This is a genomic window from Rheinheimera sp. (genome assembly GCF_030824435.1).
Lineage (GTDB): Bacteria > Pseudomonadota > Gammaproteobacteria > Enterobacterales > Alteromonadaceae > Pararheinheimera.
The window spans coordinates 114,225-135,017 of sequence record NZ_JAVBXS010000027.1; the positions used below are offsets into that span (position 1 = coordinate 114,225).

The following is a 20,793-nucleotide window of genomic DNA, read 5'->3' on the forward strand; positions in this document are numbered from 1 at the left end:
TTGTGCGGATTTGCCGGTTATTTCACTCTGGGGTCAGGCGAACAGGCCAGTGAAGACATATTGCAACGCATGTCTGACGCCATTTTGCACCGGGGGCCAGATGATGGCGGTGTATGGATTGATCCCGGCAAAAGACTGGGCTTAAGCCACAGGCGACTTGCCATCGTTGATTTATCCGCCGCCGGGCACCAGCCGATGACATCAGACGCTGGTCGTTATGTGTTGGTGTATAACGGCGAAGTCTACAACCATCTGCAGATGCGACAGGCGCTGTTGCAGGCTGGTGCTGCACCGGCCTGGCGTGGCCATTCTGACACTGAAACTCTGCTGGCGGGTTTTGAACACTGGGGGGTTGAAGAGACCTTAAAGCGTGCTATTGGCATGTTTGCCCTGGCAGTGTTTGACAACAACGGACAAAAATTAATTCTGGCCCGTGACCGTTTGGGTGAAAAACCACTTTATGCCGGCTGGCAGGGCAACAGCTTTTTGTTTGGCTCTGAATTAAAAGCCCTGAAATGTCACCCGGGCTTTTTGCACCAGCTCGACCGCGATGCATTGGTGTTGTATTTCCGTCACAACTATATTCCGGCACCTTATTCCATCTATCAGGGCATTAGCAAACTGGCGCCCGGCAGCATGCTGGAACTTGATCTGGCAACGGGAAAACAACAACAGAAAGTCTATTGGGATCTGACAGCCATCAGTGCAGAGGGCATCAATAGCCCCAATAAAGCGCCGGCATCGGCAGTGGTGAATGAGCTTGATGCTTTGTTGTCAGACGCTGTAGGGCAACAGATGGTAGCCGATGTGCCGCTTGGGGCATTTTTATCGGGTGGTATAGATTCAAGCACCATAGTGGCGTTAATGCAGGCACAGTCCAGCCGTAAAGTGCGCACTTTTTCGATAGGTTTTGATGATCCGGCCTATAACGAAGCACAGTTCGCTAAAGCTGTGGCGGCGCACCTGGGCACAGAACACACCGAGTGGTATTTGTCTGGCCGGGATGCGCTGGATATGGTGCCTAAACTCGCCAGTATTTATGACGAGCCTTTTGCCGATGCTTCGCAGATCCCAACTTGTCTGGTGGCGGCGCTGGCCAAACAACAAGTCACAGTGGCACTGTCAGGTGATGCTGGTGACGAGCTTTTTAACGGTTATGAACGTTATGACATTACAGCGCAGTTGTGGCAGAAGTTAGAAAAAATGCCGCTTGGCGCCCGAAAAGTTGCAGCAAGCATGATTCAGGCGCTGCCAGCGACTGGTTTAAACCGGATGGCCGGTCTGGCTAATCTGGTATTACCCGGTAAATATCAGCATGCACAACCCGGTGACAGGTTGCACCGGCTGGCTGATTTTATTGCCGCCAAAGATGCAAGAGAGCTATATCTGCAGCTGGTATCCCACACAGTGACACCGGAACAACTGGTCGCTGGCGCTGGTGCTGTGCCTTCCGCAGTGGCCGCGGCTGAATTTGATCTTCCGGGGGCCGATCTGCGGTCAGTATTGGCGTTTATCGACCAGCATACTTATTTGCCGGACGACATTCTGGTGAAAGTGGACAGGGCGTTGATGTCAGTGTCGCTGGAAGGGCGGGTACCTATGCTGGATCACCGGGTGGTTGAGTTTGCCGCGCGTACACCGCTGGATCTCAAAGTGCGTGATGGCAAAAACAAATGGTGTTTACGTCAGGTGTTATACCGTTATGTACCGGCTGAGTTAATTGAAAGACCTAAAAAGGGTTTTGCTGTGCCGGTCGCCAACTGGCTGCGTGGGCCATTAAAACCCTGGGCTGAACAGCTGCTGGATGAAAAACGCATGCAGCAACAAGGGGTGCTGAATGTGCCTCTGGTACAACAAATGTGGCGTGAACATAGTCTTGGCCTGCGTAATCATGCTTATCAGCTTTGGAATATTCTGATGTTACAAGCCTGGCTTGATCAGAATAATTTAAGTCATTAGTTCCGGATTTTTCTCATTGAATCAGACCTCTTTACATTTATGTTATGTGATAACCCGCTCCGATGTGATGGGCGGGGCCAGTGTGCATTTGTTAGATTTAGCCAGTGGTATGCAACAGGCGGGACATCAGGTCACTATTCTGGTGGGCGGCAGTGGTATTGTGAACGATAAAGCCAAAGCCCTTGGTTTGCGTTGTCATTCGGTGCCTGAACTGGTGCGCCCAATTCACCCCATTTACGATCTGCGTTGTTTTTTTGCATTAAAACGCTGGTTCAAGAAACTCAGACCCGACATTATTCATTTGCACTCCTCCAAAGCAGGTTTAATAGGCAGGCTGGCTGCTGCCGGTTTTGATATCCCTGTGGTTTTTACCGCCCATGGCTGGTCTTTTACCGAAGGCGTCAGTGCATTGAGTAGCTTGTTGTACAGCAAGCTCGAACGTTGGGTCAGCCCCTTGACCGATAAAATTATTACCGTATCGGATTATGACCGGCAGCGCGCCTTAAAGCTGTTAGTCGCTTCTGCGCAGAAAATGCAGACCATTCATAACGGTATGCCAACTTTAGCTGCTGCGACACAGCAGAGAAGCTGGCATGGTGGCCGTATTATGATGGTTGCGCGTTTTGAGCAGCCTAAAGATCATTTGTTGTTACTGCAGGCGGTGTCGCTGTTGCAAGGTCCTTTTTATCTGCAGCTGGTTGGGGATGGTCCTTTAATGGCCGAAGCAAAATTGGCAGCAGAACAATTAAAGCTTAACGACAAAGTTGAGTTTTGTGGCAGCCGCAACGATGTGGCCGCCTTATTACAACAAGCGGATATTTTTGTGTTGGCTTCGCGCTGGGAAGGCCTGCCGCTGACTATTCTCGAGGCGATGCGCGCAGCTTTACCTGTGGTTGCATCCAATGTCGGTGGTGTGGCGGAAGCTGTGGTTGATGGCGAGACCGGTTTTTGTATTTCGCATGGCGAGGCGCAGTTATTTGCATCTGCATTACAGCAACTACTGGATAGTCCTGAATTGGCATTGCAGTTTGGTCAGGCTGGGCAACAAAGGTTTTTACAGCAATTTACCTTTGAAAAAATGCTCGGGCAGACACAGGCGCTGTATCAGACGCTGCTTGGGGACAAATCATGAAGATCATGGTCACAGGTGCAACCGGCTTTATTGGTGGTTTTTTGGTGCCGGAACTGCAGGCAGCCGGGCATCAGCTGGTGTTACCGGTGCGTAAAGCAGGTGTCGACATTGCCGGTATAGCAACAACAGAGCTACAAGACTTTTATCAGGCACAAGGCTGGCGTTCGTTGCTTTCTGGTGTAGAGGTGGTGATCCATCTGGCCGGACGTGCTCATGTCATGAAGGAACAGCAAGATCCTGTTGCATTGTTCCACAAAGCCAATGTTGAATTGCCGTTGTTGATTGCGCAGCAGGCGGCAGCGGCTGGCGTGCGGCGTTTTGTGTTTGTCAGTTCTATTGGGGTGCTTGGCAACAGCAATACAACGCCATTTACAGCCACTGATTTGCCAAAGCCAAAAGAACTTTATGCGCAGTCAAAACTGCAGGCAGAACAACAACTACAGCAGTTTTGTCAACAAACAGGCCTGGAGCTGGTGATTATCCGGCCGCCACTGGTGTACGGCCCTGATGCACCAGGTAATTTTGGCCGTTTGCTGCAACTGGTGCAAAAACCATGGCCTTTGCCTTTTGGCGCTGTGCACAATCAACGTAGTTTTGTCAGTGTGTATAACCTCTGTTCGCTGCTGGCACTTTGTGCCCAACATCCAAAAGCGGCAAATCAGCTGTTTTTGGCAAGTGACGGTGACGATGTGTCGACCAGCACATTGTTCAGGCAGCTGAAAACCCTGTCAGGTAGCCGTTGTCTGTTAGTGCCAGTGCCACAGCAGCTGTTAAGAGCTTTATTGTCGTTTTGTGGTTTAGGCAATCTTGCCGTGCGTTTGCTGGATTCATTAACAGTCGACATCAGCCATACCCGTCAGGTACTTGGCTGGACACCTGTTTATAATCTGGCCACAGGTTTGCGTCTGACAGTAGAACAATCAACGTCAGGACTCAGGCACAATGCGGTGGCCAACAAGGAGATGCAGGGATGATGTATCTGTTATTAACCCTGGTTTTTATTGCCAGTTTCACCGGCACTGCGCTGTTGCGCCGTTATGCGCTGGCCCGTAATGTGATTGATGTGCCCAATGAACGTAGTTCGCACACTGTGCCCACCCCAAGAGGCGGTGGTGTCGCTATTGTGATCAGCTTTTTGTTGGGGTTGGCTGTTGCAGCTTTGACGGCTCAGTTAAACACCACACTGGTGTTGTGGCTTTCTGCTGCGGCCATGTTAATTGCCGTGGTTGGTTTTATTGATGACCATCAGCATATTCCGGCCGGCTGGCGTTTGTTATGTCACTTTACCGGTGCGGCCATGGCTGTTTATGCTGTAGGTGGTTTGCCGCCCTTGCAGTTTTTTGGCGTGTTGCTGGATTTGGGGTTGGCTGGGGATGTGCTGGCAGTGGTTGCCGTGGTCTGGATGATCAACCTGACCAATTTTATGGATGGTATTGATGGTATTGCGTCGGCGCAGGCTATTAGTTTGTCTCTGGGTTTATTGTTGCTGATTTGGCTGCAGCAACAACAGTTACAACTTTTGCCGCTGTTACTGGCCTGTGCTACTGCTGGGTTTTTCTGCTGGAATTTCCCGCCGGCCCGCATTTTTATGGGTGATGCCGGCAGTGGCTGTCTCGGCCTGTTATTGGCCAGCTTAATTTTGTTCAGCGCCCATCTGGCGCCAGCGTTGTTCTGGAGTGGTGTTATTTTATTTGCCGTTTTTATTGTTGATGCCACCTACACCTTGCTGGTGCGTTTGGCCAGGGGCAAAAAGTTATATGAAGCCCATCGTAGCCACAGTTATCAGATAGCAGCCCGTTATTTTGGCCAACACAAAAAAGTCACCCTTGTGGTGGTGCTGATCAACCTTGGTTGGTTATTGCCCTGGGCATTATTGGTAAATTATCAGTGGGTCAATGCTCAGTTAGCGGTGCTGTTGGCTTATTTGCCGTTAGTACTGTTGGCCAGACGTTTAAAGGCGGGACAGGATGAATAAGATGCAGTTTGTCACATGGTCCGGCCCTTCTCAGTGCAAGACTGGGAACAAAGCAGCTGCCATGTTATATTCCGGTTTTTCTAATCAAGGCCTTGGTAATGTTCATCATGGCAGGGCGGCCAATATTCACATGTACCGGGTATCAGCATGCAGTTAGTTCCAGGATTGGTCAGTATTTATATTCCGACCCGTGACCGGTTTGACCTGTTACAACGTGCAGTACAAAGCTGTTTGCAACAGGATTACCCAAATTTCGAGCTGATTATTTCCGACGACGGCTCAAGCCCTCAGGTGCAACAACAAATTCAGCAATTGGCTAAAGCCGACAGCCGCATCAGTATACTGTTGTCAGCCGAAGCCAAAGGCGCCTGCGCAGCCCGTAACAGGGCTATTGAAACAGCCCGGGGGGAATTTATCACTGGTCTGGATGATGATGATGAATTTACGCCTAACCGGTTGCGGCTTTTTGTCGAACAATGGCAAAAAATGCCGGATGTTGCTTATCTGTGCGCCAACGCCGACATCATAGTGGCGCAGGGCAAATTTTTGCACATGAAAAAACGGCCACAAGCCATTACTTTACAGCAGTTGTTGCATACCAATCTTGTGGGTAATCAACTGTTTACTAAGACAGCTTATTTAAGGGCTATCGGTGGTTTTGACGAGCAGTTGCAGGCAAGGCAAGACTACGAAACCTGGCTCAGGTTGTCGGCGCAATATGGCAGTGGTTACCGCATTAAGGATGTGACTTATCTGGTGCATCAGGATCACAACCTTGAACGCATCTCCAATTCCAGCAGAAGAGTGCAGGGTTATGATTATGTGTATAAAAAACACGAAGATAAAATGAACTCTGCGCAAAAAGCCAGTCATAAGTTCTACCGTTGTCTTTATACGGAAAACCCTACTTTATTTGCACTGCTGGCCAAAACACCGCTTCGGTTATGGCCTGTTGCAATCAAAGTGATTTCCCTTAGAATGCTCGGTTACAAAGTGTGAAGCGTAATGCGCTTTATCGTGAATATTTAGCAGTGAGTTGCAGTGATGAAAAACAGTCGTGTGTCTTTGGGTTTTACCTTAACTGAATTATTAATTGTAATCATTATCTTAGGCTTACTGATGTCCTTAGTTGCGCCTAAAATGTTTTCCAAAGTGGATTCGACCAAAACAAAAACCGCAGCTGTGCAATTGGAGATGATTTCAACGTCGTTGGATACCTACCGGCTGGATATTGGTGAATATCCGGAAAATCTGAATGAACTGCGCACCTCAAGTAAAAAGAACTGGGACGGTCCTTATCTGCCAAAAGATGTCCCGCTGGATCCATGGGGTAATCCTTATCTTTACAACCGCACCGGTGATAAACAAAACCCTTACGAGTTGAAATCTCTGGGTAAAGACGGCGTGCCTGGTGGTGAAGACGACAATGCGGATGTAGTGTTTAAATGAAAAATCTGAATACCTTGCTGCAGGAGCAGTTTCAGGTTCGTTCTGCCGATCTGGAAAAAGCAGCAGGTTTTCAGCGTAAGTATGGTGGCCGGCTGGAACAAATTCTGGTGAATATGGGCGCGCTGGCCGAAGACGCTTTGCCGGCTTTATACGCATCTTTGCTCGACACTGAACTTGCCAGCCAGGCGCTTTTGGATGCTTTGAATACAGAAACTTTGCAGGCAATAGCGCTGAATCAGCAATTGTTGCCACTGAACTGGATCGCCATAGCACAACAGGACCATAGTTACACTTTGTTGGCCGCTGATCCTTTTTCACCCCAGGCGAATCAACTGTTGTCGATGCAGCAGCTGGATTTTCAACTGCTAATTTGTTCTGAAGCACAAAAAGACCAGCTTAAACAAAACCTGCTTAATCGCAGCAAACAACCGGATCTGGTGACGGACGACCTGACCGATCTGGAAGAAGACCGCTTGCGCGAGCTGGCCGGTGAAGCACCCACAGTCAATTTGCTCAACAGTTTATTTGCCCGCGCGCTGAAAGCCGGCGCTTCAGATATGCATCTGGAGCCCGTCGGCACCCGTTATCGTGTCAGGTTTCGTATTGACGGTGTGTTACAGGAAGTTGATTCACTGGCGCCCCGTATGCGGTTACCAGTCGCTTCCAGACTGAAAATTTTATCAGGCATGGATATTGCCGAAAAACGCCGGCCGCAGGATGGCAAAATTTCATTGCGTATTGCCAATGAAGATTTGGATATCCGGGTGTCAACCTTGCCGCTGAATGATGGCGAAAGTATTGTGATGCGCTTTTTGCGCCAGGAATCCATCAGTTACAACATGGATGTGCTGGGTTTATCGGCCGATATTGAACAGTTGATCCGGGAAGATATCCGCAAAACAGCAGGTGTGGTATTGCTGACAGGCCCGACGGGTTCGGGTAAAACCACCACTCTTTATACTTTCCTGAATGAAATTAATGACCAGACCGTAAAAATTATTACGCTGGAAGATCCGGTTGAATATCAGCTGGAAGGGGTTAATCAGGTACAGGTGCAACCAACCATAGGTTTTGACTTTGCCGCTGGTCTTCGCAGCATAGTGCGTCAGGATCCGGACGTCATTATGGTGGGTGAAATCCGCGATAAAGAAACAGCCCAGATTGCGATGCAGTCAGCGCTGACAGGCCATCTGGTATTTTCAACTGTGCATACCAATGATGCGCCCACGGCTTATACCCGTTTATTAGATTTAGGGGTAGAAGAATACCTGCTGAATGCGGCCATAGTGTCCATTATTGCGCAGCGGCTGGTCCGTAAACTCTGCCCGCATTGTGCCGAGCCTGTGGCTGATCAACAGGCACAAATTGCCCATTTGCAGCTGCAGCCCTTATTGGCCCGTTATCAGCTGGAACCCGCTTTACGTCAGGCCAAAGGTTGTGATCATTGTGCTCATACCGGCTATAAAGGCCGGGTCGCGATAGTCGAATACCTGCGCTGTGACGATATGATTAAAAACGTGCCCAAAGATGGCCAGTTTCCGGCAGCGGCTCGGGCTATTAATCAGGCCCGTAATGCCCGCACCTTGCTTGAAGACGGTTTTTTAAAAGCATTGACCGGACAAACCACTATTGAAGAAGTGATGCGGGTTGCTGGCTGATGAACAGTTTTAAATACCGGGTTTACGACAGCAGCGGTCACGAACAAAGCGGCGAAGTGCAGGCGGAGTCTGAACTCAAAGCCAGGCTGTTGCTGGAACAACAAGGTTTGCTGGTGGTGTCGCTGCAGCAGGTGCAGGCGCAGGTCAAACTGAGTTTATTCAGCAATAACCAGCTGACGCTCGACGACATGGAATTTATTACCGCTGAACTGAGTTTATTGCTGCGAAGCGGGGTAAAAATAGACAAAAGCCTGCAAATTCTGGCGCGCGGCAAAGCTGGCACCGCGGCGGGGCGTATGTTGACCGAACTGTCGGACCGGGTGAAAAAAGGCGAGTCGCTGGCAACGGCGCTGGCGGCTTATCCGGTATTTGACAGTCTGTATATCAATCTGGTGAAAATGGGTGAAGCCAGTGGCGAGTTGCCACAAATTTTTGCCGGTTTGGCGCAAGATCTTAAATTCCGCAAAGAACTCAAAGCCAAAATTTTTCAGGCGCTGACTTACCCTATGGTGGTAATGACGGTTTGTGTGCTGGCGGTGTTTTTTGTATTTAATTTTATTGTGCCGCAGATGGCCAGTTTGTTTGATAATGCGAAAAACCTGCCGTCTTACACCACTTTTGTGCTGAATGTCAGCAGCTGGATGCAACAATATCAGTTTTATGCGCTGGCGGCCCTGATTGCGGCCGGTTTTGCCTGTCGTGAAGCATTAAAACAACCGCAGATCCAGCTGTGGCTGGATGATGTGCTGATTAAACTACCGCTGTTTAAAACTGCCATAGTGCAGGTGGAGCGGATCCGTTTTAATACCAGTATGGCCTTGATGCTGAATGCCGGCGTGACTTTAGATCAGGCCATTGAGCTGGCAGCAGGTACTGTGAAAAACCGCGTGGTGCGCCAATCGCTGCTCAACGCCCGTACCAAAATCAAAAGAGGTATCCGCTTAACCGACGCTTTTGCCGGCAATGCCATTTATCCGGATTTTTTATTGTCTTTGCTGGAAGTGGGTGAAGAAAGTGGTCAGTTGATGGCCGTCTTTACTGAAATTGCCGACCGCAGCCGCAATCAGTTTGCCAGTTGGGCTGCGCGTATCGCCAGTTTATTAGAGCCACTGATGATAGTTGTGATGGGCGCTATCGTGGGCTCAGTGGTGGTGGTGATGCTGCTGAGCATCATGTCACTGAACGATGGTTTTTAAGTTTTTATGCACCGGCAACAGAAAACATCAGGTTTTACCCTGACCGAACTATTGCTGGTGGTGACTTTACTTGGGGTGGCCATGTTATTGGTCGGCCCGCTGACAGTGCAGCAGATTGAAAAATTTCAGCAAAAAAACGAAGTTTTTACGCTGGAACGTATCTTAAAAAAACTCAGTTTTCAGGCTTTTGTTGAAGCCAAACCTATGCAGTTGTACCTGCAGGGCAAAGCAATGTACCTGCTGGATAACACTTTGCTGACGGCCGCTTTAACTGTGCCAGCCAACCAGACATTGACACCAGAGCAGCTGCAACTGAATGTTAATCAACAACCTTATTATGTGTTTGATAAGCTGTTTTTTGACGAGCAGCTGCTGCAGCTAAATGCCAACGGTTTTTATCAAAACGACCAGCTGCAGCTGAAAGCCGGCCAGCAGACACAACAACTGCAACTAAACCCGCAACTTATGCCCTCAGAGGTCTCTGATGGCCGCTGAATCTTCCTTGTTGAGCCGCTCCGGGCGCCAGGCCTCACGTCAAACTGGTTTTACACTGGTCGAAATTCTAATAGCAGCCACCATTTTATTTATTGTGGTTGGCCTGGTGGCCGAAGTATACAGAGCGGCCAATTTGTCTGGCAGTAAAGCCAGCCGTGGTGCCGATGTAACGCTGGTCACACCGCTGTTGATGGACACCATACAGGCACGTTTACGTGAGGCAAAATCTGATGAACCCCAACAACAACAAGGGGTGTTATTGGGTTTTCGTTTTGAATGGCAAGCCAAAGTGATTCAAAAAGGCGGTTCAGCGCCCAGATTTTCACCGGAAAACGAAGCGCCAGCCAGTGGTCCGGACCGGTTTTATTTATGGCAGGTTGACCTCAGGCTGGACGCTGGCAATTACCAGCGCAGTTTTCAGTTTACCGAACTGAGCTGGAGGTAACATGCACAAACAACGTGGTTTTACCCTGGTGGAAATTCTGATAGCCATGCTGATTTTGTCGGCAGTGATGTATATCGGCAGCATGAGTTTTTCGGTGTTCAGCCAAAAATGGCAACAAGGGCAACAAAGATTTGACGGTGCTGCTGAACGTGCCAAAGCCTTGTTGTTATTGCGTCAGGCGCTGCAGGGTAGTAGTAACTACATTATTCAGAACGAAAAAATGCAGCCGGAGTATCTGTTTGAAGGCAGCGCCAAGTCGCTGTTATTTGTCACCAGTCAGGGTTTGTTGACGCCGGGGCAACTGAGTCTGGTGCGTTTGCAAATAACAGCAACTGAGCAAAATGATAATACAACTGATCAGTTGTGGTATCAGGAGACACCGCTTGGTAACACGCCTTTATTGTCACTGACCGAACTGCCGCCGCCGGCACAACAAATGTTGTTATTCAGTGCTGAAAATATCCGTTTTAACTATTTTGGCTGGGCGTCCAGACAAGACATTGAACTTTTTTTTGACGGTGAAGGCACCACACCAAAGTGGCAGGGCAGTTATGGCAGCGCGGTAATTGGCCAGTTGCCTTTTACCCTGAATATCAGCTGGGCCAACGACGAACCTGTGTTGTTGTCATTGCCGCAGGACGAGGGGTATTTGTTGTTGTTCAGTAATGAGAAATTCCATGGTGAATAACAAAAACCATAGCGGAGTTGCGCTGATCCAGGTGTTATTGTTAACCACCTTGCTGATGATGATGGCACTGCATTTTGCGTTGTCTTCCAGGCAGCAGGTGCAGGTAGCAACCTTACTTGACGACAAACTGCAAGCCGAACTGAAGTTGCGTTCTGTAGAAAGTGAATTGTTATTTGCGTTATTAACCTTGTCAAAATCTGAAGGTTTTGCCGCCCAAACCCGGCAACATCCAATCGGCAATATCTGGAATTTTTATAATACGCCTTTTTATCCACAGCCCGATGTGATGGTGCGTCTGCAGGATATGAACGGTTTAGTGTCCTTATACGCGATGCGCCAACGGGAGTTTTTAGCACCTGTGCTTGCTGCGCTTGGGCTTGATGACTCCACACAAAAACAGGCGTTGCAAACTTTGCAGCAGTGGCAAAGCCAAAGGCCGCAGTTTGGTCAGCCAGATGGTCAACGGCATAACTTTTTACCGCATTTCAGTGAGATCCGCAGCCTGCTGCCGCTGACGGAACAGCAGTACCAGCAGGCAACACAGGTGCTGACCAACTTTCCGACTTTTCAGTTTAATCCGCATCATGCCCCCGATGAGTTGCTCGTTATGTTATATGGTCAGAAAATGGCGCAACAACTGGCCACAGCGCGCAATGAACGCCGGATTTCGGCCAACAGTTTTATTCAGCTGGCCAGAATTGACGAAGAAGATGAAAGTCTGACCTTTAGCACGGGCGCGACCTTCAGGGTGACGCTGCAGGCCAGTCATGGTGAGGCTGTGGCGAAAAAAAGCTTTATCTGTTACATTCGCGACCAAAGTCGCACTCCGATCATCTGGATACAATAAAAAGAACTTTTGATGCCAAGCAAACAACATTCTTTTCAAAAATTTTTGCAGCAAACTTTGTTCAACCGGGTCAGTTATCTGTCCGATCAACTTTATGCTTTATCTGGCGACGGCATCAAACCCTTGCCGGCAACATCTGGTTTTAGGCCTGTGCTTATTCTGGCCAGACAACATTACCGTGAAGAGCTGGTGTGGTATCCGATAGTCAAACTGGCTGATGTAAAAAAACTGGTGCAGCTGAAGTTGGCATCACAAACAACACCTGTGCTGGTCAGTTTTGGTGTTGTGGTGAATAACCAGACGCCTGTGAGTTATTTTTATCCACAAACCGACCTTGGCAGCTACAACCCCTGGTTTATTCTGCCGGAAACCCTGTTGTTGGCAGCAAATAAAGCAGTAGGGGCTGTATTCAGTTACCAGAGTCTGCAAGGGCAAGCTGTGTTTGTTGCCCGAACGCCGGCCGCAGTGGTGTCGTCATTACAAGGAGGGGTGATCAAAGAACTGGCGCAGTTTGCGATGGCGCATGGCCTGAGTGCCGATGAAAACGCAGAAGAAGTACAACTTAACACAGCTTTGTTGCCTTCTTTCAAAGCGCTTTCCCGCTTGCCCTGGTCCGGGCTGCGTAACCGCTTTGCCTTTGCCCGCAGCGGGGACAATAAAAAAATGCTGCGTTTTGGCAGTGGCGCCCTCATCATTACTACTTTGTATTTGCTGACCAGTTACCAGTGGTCAGCTTATTTATTAGAAAATGCCCGCACCGATTTACAACAGGCGTCAGCACAAGCCAATCAGGTATTAACAGAACGCGAAACCCTGCTGCAGCTAAAACAACGTTACCAGCAGTTGGCCGGTTATATTCCGCCGCCGCAGGATGAACTGTTGTTATGGCAATTGTTGGCACCTTTGTATGAAAATCAGGTGCTGTTGCGGGCGCTGGAGCAAAAAGGCAATGAGATCCGTATTGAAATTGCCGCACCTTCTGCCACTGCAGCTTTACAGTTGTTATTAAAACAACCACAAATAGCCAATGCCGGTTTTGACACGCCAGTGCGCCGTCGGAACGATCAGGAAGAAGTTGGCATTAAATTTAGCTTAAAAGCGGATGGGCAAAAGTGATGCAAGAGAGGCAAACTTATCAAAAATATCTGCCGCTGCTTGGGGTGTTGTTGTTAGCCAATTTTGTGCTGATGCCATTATGGGACGCCAAAGAAGAAAATTATCAGGAGCTTGCCACCACCAGCTATAACCTGGAAAAAACCCGTGCTTTAACAGGTTTAGGTGAGCAGATGCAACAACGTAAAACCGAACTGACAGCTTTGGTAAAGCAGGCCGAAACTGCTGTGGTATCCGGCACAGATATAACGCAGCTGAAACTGGCAGCACAAAGTGACATTGAAAAGCTGTTGCGCTCGCATCAACTCAATCTGAGCAACTCCAACTGGACAGATGGTTTAGGCGAAGCCGATATCAGCACTTTATATTACGAATGTAGTTTTAGCGGTGATTTGCTCAATTATTTAAAATTTCTGCAGCAGTTTGCCAATAATCCGTCTTTTGCCGGTTTTGCCATTGAAAGCAGCAGATTACGTCTGAGTGAGCAGACGCCGGCACAACCAGGCAAAGTAGATGCTTCATTAAGTATTCGTTTGCCGGTCCGGCTGGAGTCAGCCCCATGAGTTATCAGAATTATTTGCCTAAACGTCAGACATTGATGTTATTGCTGTTTTTGTTACCTGTACTGGTGGCGCTCGACTGGCGTTTACACCATAACAACAGGCCTCTCACTCAGGGAGATTTGATCCCCGACTTACCGGCGGCAATCACAACACAAAACCAGACAACCAGCCAGTTGCCAGCAGCTTACGCCAGTAAAGCGGCGCCAGAGGCAGCGGCATCTGCCAAAACCCAGTTGGGCTTAACGGCCGATGCTCAGGCGAAGCAACAGGGCTTATTAAGCCGTTTATATATAGGCGAACAGATTTACCGTTTGCGCGGAATTATTCAGCGCAACAAAACAACGGCCTTATTACAGGTGGAAAACCTGCAAGGTGGCAATAAAAGCCGGCTGGAATTAACAGCTGGTGATGAATTACCGCCTTATCAGGTGCTGGAAGTCAGCAACAAGCGTATTGTATTGCAACAAGGCGAACGGCAACTCTGGTTACAGTTATTTGTACCAGCGGCAAAAACCACCACAACGCCGTCACAACCCTAATTTTTAGCTTAAGTTTTTATTGGATAAATGCATGAAGCCTCAACATTCTCTTTGTCTGCTTAGCCTTGCTGTTATTGTCAGCGGTTGTGCCAGTACAGCGCAGGATAAAGCAGTACAGCTGGACCCCTCTTATTTACAGCAGAGCCCAACCACCAAAGTGCAGGGGGAAAACGGCGACGCTATTTTGTTAAAAAACGACGTTCTGCCTGACGAAAGCAGTGTCACCCGTATTGCGCCGTTAAGCCGGGGTAATGTTGGTTTTAAAAGTGATGTCGCCATAGCTGATATGTTTGCTACCAATAAAATGCTGACGATAGCGGCTGAAGATATGCCGTTGCAGGACTTCCTGCATTATAGTTTTGGCGATTTATTAGCTGCTAATTATATTGTTGGTGATGGTTTAGCTGATAAAGGCACTGTGACACTGAATGTGCAGGAACAAATCAGCGCACAAAAATTATACAAAATGATTGAGCAATTATTGCTTGAACGTGGTGTCACCATTAAAAGGCAAAATGATTTGCTTTATATCGGCGCAGTAGCTGCAGAAAAAAATGCGGAAACTGCTGTAGGTTATGGCCGGCTGGAATCTCAGGTGCCTAATGCCGTCACCGTTATGCAAATTGTGCCTTTACGTTATGTATTTAACCAGTCTGTGATTAAAACCCTGCGTGATGTCACTGGTGTTAAAGCCAATGCCGATACCAACCAAGGGGTGTTGTTCATTAATGGCGAACGTTCTCAGGTTCTCAAAGCGATTGATTTAATGGGCTTACTGGACACGCCAGGTAGCCGCAGTCGCCATATTGCAGTGGTTAAACTCACTTATATTAATGCCAATACTTTTATTACCTCAGTTAATGAAATCTTAAAAAACGAAGGTTTAATGACAGACCCGCGCAGTTCTGACAATAGAGTGTCTTTTGTTGAGCTGGGGCAATTGGGTGCTGTTGCTGCTTTTGCCACCGAAAGTGAATTTATTGACCGTATTGAATATTGGGCAAAAACCTTGGATCAGCCAAGTAAAGGCACAGATTTACAATATTTTGTCTATACCCCTAAATTTGCCCGCGCCTCAGATTTGGGTATGAGTGTTTCTACCTTAATTACCGGCCGTGGCCAAAGTGGTGGTGCTGCCAGTTCAGCGCAAAACCAACAGGCACAACAGGGCTCACAACAAAGGGCGGCCGCTATCGAAAACCGTGCTGGCGCCACTGCAGGCCAGAGCACGGTATCTGCCAATACTGAAACCATGAAAATGGTGGTGGATGAACGTTCAAATACGCTGATTTTCCATACTTCAGGCATGGAATACCGCGCTATTTTACCTTTGGTCGAGCGGCTGGACGTGATGCCAAAACAGGTGATCCTGGAAATGACCATTGCCGAAGTGAACCTGACCGACGAATTCCGTTTTGGGGTTGAGTCCGCTTTTAGCAGCGGTAAGTTTGACGCCACTTTACCTTTTGCTACCGCTGGTGGTGGTTTATTTGGCTGGAGCAGCGGCAATAATAAAGTGGATGTGCGTGCTTTTGAAAGTAATGGTCTGGTGAATATTTTATCTAAACCCACTATTTTGGTGCGTGACGGTGTTGAGGCTAATATCGAAGTGGGCGATGAAATTCCAACCACAGGTAAAACTGTGACAGATCCCACCAATGGTACTATCCGTGAAGTTAATTATCGTCAGACTGGCCTGAAGGTCTCTGTAACGCCGACTATTAATGCGCAGGGTGTGGTGATTATGACCATTAGCCAAAATAACGACACTGCGGCCGATGGCGGCGCTGACGCTGATGGTAACCCAATTATTTTTAATCGGGCACTGAGCACCGAAGTCGTCGCAGAAAGTGGCCAGACTATTATTCTGGGTGGTTTAATCAGTGAAGATAAAACCGATACCGAATCTGGTGTGCCCTTATTAAGTAAACTGCCATTAATAGGCCGTTTATTTGGTAGCCTCACCCAAACTGTTAAAAAGAAAGAATTGGTGATGATGGTCACCCCAAGGGTTGTCAGTCGTTCCGATGAGTGGGAAGCTTTAAAAACGCAGTTTGGTGCTGGTTTAGAGTTTATTCAGTTACCGGAAAACACGGAAAAAACCGCACAATAATTTAGGATTGTTGCAAATTCAGGGCTTGCATTTTCAGCCCTGAGCATTTATGTTTGGGCTGTGTTTTACTGTGTGAAAACATAGATTTAGCCAAGATGCCTGCACCAGGTAGCCAAATTATCAGCAAAAATGCAGATAATTGCAGCAGAAGTGCAAGTAAATACAGCAAAACGCTGATATTTTAAGCGGGAACCGCGTGTTTTGTGCTTTATTTATGTCATTTTAACTGGATTCAAAAATATAGAGTTGACTTCTTATATTGAATCCATACACTAGACACCGGGAAGTTGAGGTAGAGGCGCGCGCTAGGGGAACTAGTGCTCCTAGTTTAACTTTACAGTTCGCTTTCTCAAGAAAGTTTTAATAAAACAATGGAACAGTAGTAGTTTTATATGCTTCTTGTTCCAATTTCATGAAATTGGAGATATCGGAAATATGAAAAAGGTATTTAAAGCCTCAATCCTGGCTGCATCAGTAGCATTCGCTTTTGCTGCTAACGCTGCTTCAATCAGCTCAACACCAGCTCAACTGTCTAAAGAAGGTTTAGCTGTAGATTTAGTACATGAAGCTCAGGTTACTTTCGACGTAGTAGTGACTAAAGATCACGCTGCTACTTCAGTAATCACTCTGACGTTTCCAGACACTGTTGACTTCGAAACTAACGCTTTAGCTGGTGGCGCTTGTGTTCTGCCAGTAGTTAACGGTCAGTTCACTTGTGGTGACGTATCTTTCGACGTTGGTGCTGGTAACTTCACATTTGATGACGTTGCTTTCGACTACGATGACAACACCATCACTTTCAAAGTAAACATCGGTAACGCACTGTCTGCTAACTCAGCTTTCCGCATCAATATCGGTGACGGTGCTGGTGTTGACCCAATCCTGACTGGTGCTTCAAACGTAGCTTACAGCTCAGTTTTCGGTGCAACTGCTATCGAAACTGGTTCAGGCACTATCGCTGAAGAAGTTCAACAGTTTGCTGTTTCAGTAGCTACTGATGGCGAGTTAAACGGTGTAATTGAGCGCGCAGTGCGTAAAACTTGGGTTTCAGGTTCTGAAACTGCTGACACTGACACTCTGACTTTAGACTTCGTTGACGCTGCTGCAGACGTATCTAACCCAGCTTTTGCTGACGGCACTGTAATCACTCTGAAAGGTGATTTCTCTGACGCAGTTACTCACGCTGCTGCCCGTTGGACTTCAGCTGAAGGCGCTACTGTTGCTCGTGTAGATGCAACTACTATCACTTTCACTTACACTGAAGCTCAGTTTGCTTCTGCTGCTGCTGCTGGTGAAGATGTAATCACTTTCACTAACCCAGCTAACGCAAACGTAATGGAAGCTACTACTTTCACAGCTTCTGTTGCTCATGACTTCAACTCTCTGACAGCTGGTGCTGGTGTTGCTGGTGATGAAGTTCTGGCTACTAACGCTGACGCTGGTGAGTGGACTCTGGACGCTGCAGTAATCAACGTTCCATACCTGCCAATCAACTACGGCCTGTCTTCTAACATCGAAGTAGCAAACCACGGTTCTACTGATGCAGAAATCATGGCTGAAGGTTTTGACCAGAACGGTAAAGTTTACGACGCAGTTGTAGTTAAAACTGTTGCTGGCGAAACTATGGGCAAAATCAGCGAAAACGACCTGAAAACTGCTTTCGGTATCGGTGCTGACGAAAAAGTTAAACTGAACGTGACTTTCGTAATTGACCAAGACGCTGACAAAGTGACTCTGGTTCCTTACTACAAAGAAGGCGAATCACGCATCAACGTAATGTCTGATCAGTACAAAGCTGACGACATCCGTTAATTCAGTCTGAACTGAATAAATAAAAAACGAACCTTCGGGTTCGTTTTTTTTTGCATTTTTTTAACTTCGTCACCAGATTGCCGAAATTAGCTGAAAAAAGCCTGTTAAATTGCCGAAATTAGCTGAAAAAGTGCGGGCTTTTTAAACGCCCTTGTTTTATACTGGCCTTGCCAATGTTACCAATTTCATTTATGACCCTTCTTTTTAGAAGGGTTCTTTTTTGGTGCTATAGCCCAAACCCAAGGGCCGCTTTAAGGCTGTTTTTATGCAAGCGCTTCGAAAAAAACTGGTATCTGTTCTCCCTCTGCGTTTTAAACTGATAATCAAACAACAGCTCAGCCACTTTAAAATAGCGCTGTCGCGCTTATTTGCCGGTTCACCTTTATTGGCAACTTTGTTTTATACGCTGTTCTCTTCCGCTTTTCGCCGTGAGCAATATGCAGTGCTTAAAGGCCGTCTGGCCTATCAGCAACAACTGGCCCAAAGCCGGGACAGCAGCATTTTATTACGCCGTAATATTCACCGGCTGGAAAAAGGTTTAATTATGCAGCCGCGCCGGGCTGTGTTTGCTGAAGATTATATTACTGAGACAGTGGCCGAATACGCTGCGGTTTGCAGCAGCATTGAACTGGCAGAGTTAAAGTGGGCCACTGCGGTGCTTAACGAGTATTTTGCCGTTGTTGCATCTACACCATTGATTGATAAAGCCAAAACGAAGTTCTTTGCTGAAAATGACAAGGCGCTTGTCAGACTGTCAGCTGAAGAGTTACCAGCTTCTATTCCTTATTGTTATGCCAATTTGCCAGAGCAGCAGGTGAGTTTTGACGCTTTATGGCAGTTAATGCAGCGCCGCCGTTCGGTACGCTGGTTTTTACCACAGCCGGTGGAAAAATCGCTGCTGGAGCAAGCCATTGCTGCTGCAAGCCTGGCGCCTTCGGCCTGTAACAGACAACCTTATTTTTTTGTGCATTTAAACAATGCCAGGGCTGCAGCTGAAGTGGCAGATTTTGCCATGGGCACCACCGGATTTAGCGGCAATATTCCAGAGCTGTTAGTGGTAGTGGGGGATTTAAGTGCTTACCCCAATGAGCGCGACCGCCATGTGATTTATATTGACGCTGCGCTTGCCAGTATGCAGTTGATGTTGGCGCTGGATACTTTGGGCCTGGCCAGTTGTCCTATTAATTGGCCTGATATAGAGCCGCGTGAGCAAAAAATGGCAAAACGGCTTGGTTTAAAACCTTATCAGCGCCCGGTAATGCTGATTGCGCTCGGTTATGCGGATCCGGCCGGTGGTATTGCTTATTCGCAAAAAAAACCAGCCAGCAGTTTGTTACAATCCGATCCGCAGATGCCGCACTGAGTTTGACAACAACAAGCTAACTCACAGAAGGCGCATCATTAACAGCCGGCAGTTTAGCTGTTGCCCTAAAACCGGCTGATACATCTTAAAAAGCAGGCCAGCACAAGGTTAACGGCAGGGCACAAGCCAACTGTCTGCAACAGGTCTGCAAAGTAAAAAAAGGATCTGTAGTTTTGATTATCGAAATTCGTGGTGTGCAGTTTGTGAATAAAGGCGCTGAGCTGATGCTGCACGCCGTGCTTGAGCAAATTAACCAACATTTTCCGCAGGCTCAGGTGGCGCTGGCACCAAATAAAAACTCACCTTATCGCCAAAGAGCGGCCCTTGGTGCTTTGCAAAAGATACCACTGCGTTTTCGCGGCCGCGACTTTAACCTGCTCAGTTATTATCTGCCAAAAAAATTGCGACAGTTTTTAACCTCTTTTATTGGTGTGGTATTTGAAGCCGATATTGATTTAGTGCTGGACGCTTCCGGTTTTGCTTATGGCGACCAGTGGGGCGGGCGCAATGTCACAGTGTTGTGTAACGAAATTAAGCGGCTGGCACAAAAGCACAAAGGTTACATTTTGTTGCCCCAGGCTTTTGGCCCTTTTCAACGGGAAAAAGACCGGCAGGCGTTGGCTGCAGCCTTGCCGCAGGCCTGGCTGGTTTGTGCACGCGACCAGGCCAGCTTCCGGCATTTATCTTCATGCCTTGAAAGTTCAAACAACCTTTACCAGTTTGCCGATTTTACCAATCTGGTGAAACCTTTAAGTCCACCAGAGCTTACCGCGCAGGCGATAGCTGCTAAACGCTGTTTGATTATTCCGAATAACGCTATGTTAAGCGCCAAAAATCACAATCAGCAATGGCGCGAGCACTATCTGGATGTGCTGAAACTTGCCATCCAAACCGCACAACAACAAGGGATGACTGCTGTGCTGCTGAATCACGAAGGGCAGGCCGATGCCGCACTTTGTCAGCAGCTGTCCCAAGCTTTTAGCCCAACATTAAAAGTGGTGAATGAAGCTGATCCGCGAGTGGTGAAAGGCTGGATAGCAACAAGTGCGCTGGTGTTTTGTTCCAGGTTTCATGGTTGTGTTAGTGCTTTATCGTCGGCTGTGCCTTGTATTGGCACCAGTTGGAGTCACAAATATGAAGCGCTGTTTAGCGAATATCAGCAGGCGGAATTTTTAATAGGGCCTGATATCAGCGCAGCACAACTGCAACTGTTGTTTCATCAGGCCCAACAGAAGGTGACAACAGCTGAAGTGACGCAGGCGATAATGCAGTTTAAACAACAAAGCGAGCAGTTGTGGCTGCAGGTTTTGGCGGTAGTGCAGCAACATTTACCTGAATTAACCACGCAAACTGCAAATTCAGACAAGGTTCAGTAGGCTTGCGTACCATAGACCTGTCACATAAGACACAAATGCCGCTATAATAGCCGGGTTTTCCGTGTCTTAT

At 47.9% G+C, this 20,793-nt stretch carries 19 protein-coding genes; all 19 read left to right on the plus strand.

The annotated features are described in order from the left end of the window. Positions 1–1,959: an asparagine synthase (glutamine-hydrolyzing) gene (gene asnB, locus RCH83_RS07230; protein WP_306520489.1), complete on the plus strand. Its 1,959-nt coding sequence runs from the start codon at positions 1–3 to the stop codon at positions 1,957–1,959. Positions 1,960–1,975: 16 nt separating this feature from the next. Then, positions 1,976–3,091 (plus strand): glycosyltransferase family 4 protein, encoded by a 1,116-nt coding sequence (locus RCH83_RS07235; protein ID WP_306520491.1) that lies wholly within the window; start codon positions 1,976–1,978, stop codon positions 3,089–3,091. After that, complete coding sequence (locus RCH83_RS07240; protein WP_306520493.1) at positions 3,088–4,065, plus strand: NAD-dependent epimerase/dehydratase family protein; 978 nt, start codon at positions 3,088–3,090, stop codon at positions 4,063–4,065. Before RCH83_RS07235 ends, RCH83_RS07240 begins: the two co-directional genes overlap by 4 nt. Continuing rightward, the gene (locus RCH83_RS07245) at positions 4,062–5,066 is read left to right on the plus strand and encodes a glycosyltransferase family 4 protein (RefSeq protein WP_306520495.1); all 1,005 of its coding nucleotides are present in this window, start codon (positions 4,062–4,064) and stop codon (positions 5,064–5,066) included. Before RCH83_RS07240 ends, RCH83_RS07245 begins: the two co-directional genes overlap by 4 nt. Positions 5,067–5,213: 147 nt before the next feature. Next, positions 5,214–6,065, plus strand: coding sequence for a glycosyltransferase (locus RCH83_RS07250; RefSeq protein WP_306520497.1), 852 nt, complete (start codon positions 5,214–5,216; stop codon positions 6,063–6,065). Between the two features lie 45 nt (positions 6,066–6,110). Beyond that, positions 6,111–6,515, plus strand: a complete 405-nt coding sequence (gspG, locus tag RCH83_RS07255; protein WP_306520499.1) for a type II secretion system major pseudopilin GspG — start codon at positions 6,111–6,113, stop codon at positions 6,513–6,515. Next, complete coding sequence (locus RCH83_RS07260; RefSeq protein ID WP_306520501.1) at positions 6,512–8,173, plus strand: GspE/PulE family protein; 1,662 nt, start codon at positions 6,512–6,514, stop codon at positions 8,171–8,173. The genes gspG and RCH83_RS07260 overlap by 4 nt, the downstream gene beginning before the upstream one ends. After that, positions 8,173–9,369, plus strand: coding sequence for a type II secretion system F family protein (locus tag RCH83_RS07265; RefSeq protein ID WP_306520503.1), 1,197 nt, complete (start codon positions 8,173–8,175; stop codon positions 9,367–9,369). The genes RCH83_RS07260 and RCH83_RS07265 overlap by 1 nt, the downstream gene beginning before the upstream one ends. A 6-nt stretch (positions 9,370–9,375) precedes the next feature. Next, positions 9,376–9,864 carry a prepilin-type N-terminal cleavage/methylation domain-containing protein gene (locus RCH83_RS07270; protein ID WP_306520505.1) on the plus strand — a complete coding sequence of 163 codons (489 nt, stop codon included), beginning with the start codon at positions 9,376–9,378 and terminating at the stop codon, positions 9,862–9,864. Further along, on the plus strand, positions 9,854–10,309 hold the full coding sequence (locus RCH83_RS07275; protein WP_306520507.1) for a PilW family protein: 456 nt from the start codon (positions 9,854–9,856) through the stop codon (positions 10,307–10,309). The genes RCH83_RS07270 and RCH83_RS07275 overlap by 11 nt, the downstream gene beginning before the upstream one ends. A gap of 1 nt (position 10,310) precedes the next feature. Further along, on the plus strand, positions 10,311–10,997 hold the full coding sequence (locus tag RCH83_RS07280; protein WP_306520509.1) for a Tfp pilus assembly protein FimT/FimU: 687 nt from the start codon (positions 10,311–10,313) through the stop codon (positions 10,995–10,997). Further along, positions 10,987–11,844 (plus strand): type II secretion system protein GspK, encoded by an 858-nt coding sequence (locus RCH83_RS07285; protein WP_306520511.1) that lies wholly within the window; start codon positions 10,987–10,989, stop codon positions 11,842–11,844. Before RCH83_RS07280 ends, RCH83_RS07285 begins: the two co-directional genes overlap by 11 nt. Before the next feature lie 12 nt (positions 11,845–11,856). Then, positions 11,857–12,960, plus strand: coding sequence for a hypothetical protein (locus tag RCH83_RS07290; RefSeq protein ID WP_306520513.1), 1,104 nt, complete (start codon positions 11,857–11,859; stop codon positions 12,958–12,960). Further along, entirely contained in the window at positions 12,960–13,520 is a 561-nt protein-coding gene (locus tag RCH83_RS07295) for a hypothetical protein (RefSeq protein ID WP_306520515.1), read from the plus strand. Before RCH83_RS07290 ends, RCH83_RS07295 begins: the two co-directional genes overlap by 1 nt. Then, positions 13,517–14,059 carry a hypothetical protein gene (locus RCH83_RS07300; RefSeq protein ID WP_306520517.1) on the plus strand — a complete coding sequence of 181 codons (543 nt, stop codon included), beginning with the start codon at positions 13,517–13,519 and terminating at the stop codon, positions 14,057–14,059. The genes RCH83_RS07295 and RCH83_RS07300 overlap by 4 nt, the downstream gene beginning before the upstream one ends. Before the next feature lie 31 nt (positions 14,060–14,090). Beyond that, on the plus strand, positions 14,091–16,172 hold the full coding sequence (locus RCH83_RS07305) for a secretin N-terminal domain-containing protein (protein ID WP_306520519.1): 2,082 nt from the start codon (positions 14,091–14,093) through the stop codon (positions 16,170–16,172). Positions 16,173–16,607: 435 nt separating this feature from the next. Continuing rightward, positions 16,608–17,984 (plus strand): hypothetical protein, encoded by a 1,377-nt coding sequence (locus RCH83_RS07310; protein WP_306520521.1) that lies wholly within the window; start codon positions 16,608–16,610, stop codon positions 17,982–17,984. Positions 17,985–18,249: 265 nt separating this feature from the next. Next, positions 18,250–19,347: a nitroreductase family protein gene (locus tag RCH83_RS07315; RefSeq protein ID WP_306520523.1), complete on the plus strand. Its 1,098-nt coding sequence runs from the start codon at positions 18,250–18,252 to the stop codon at positions 19,345–19,347. Positions 19,348–19,520: 173 nt separating this feature from the next. Further along, positions 19,521–20,723, plus strand: coding sequence for a polysaccharide pyruvyl transferase family protein (locus RCH83_RS07320; RefSeq protein WP_306520525.1), 1,203 nt, complete (start codon positions 19,521–19,523; stop codon positions 20,721–20,723). The last annotated feature ends 70 nt before the right edge of the window (positions 20,724–20,793 follow it).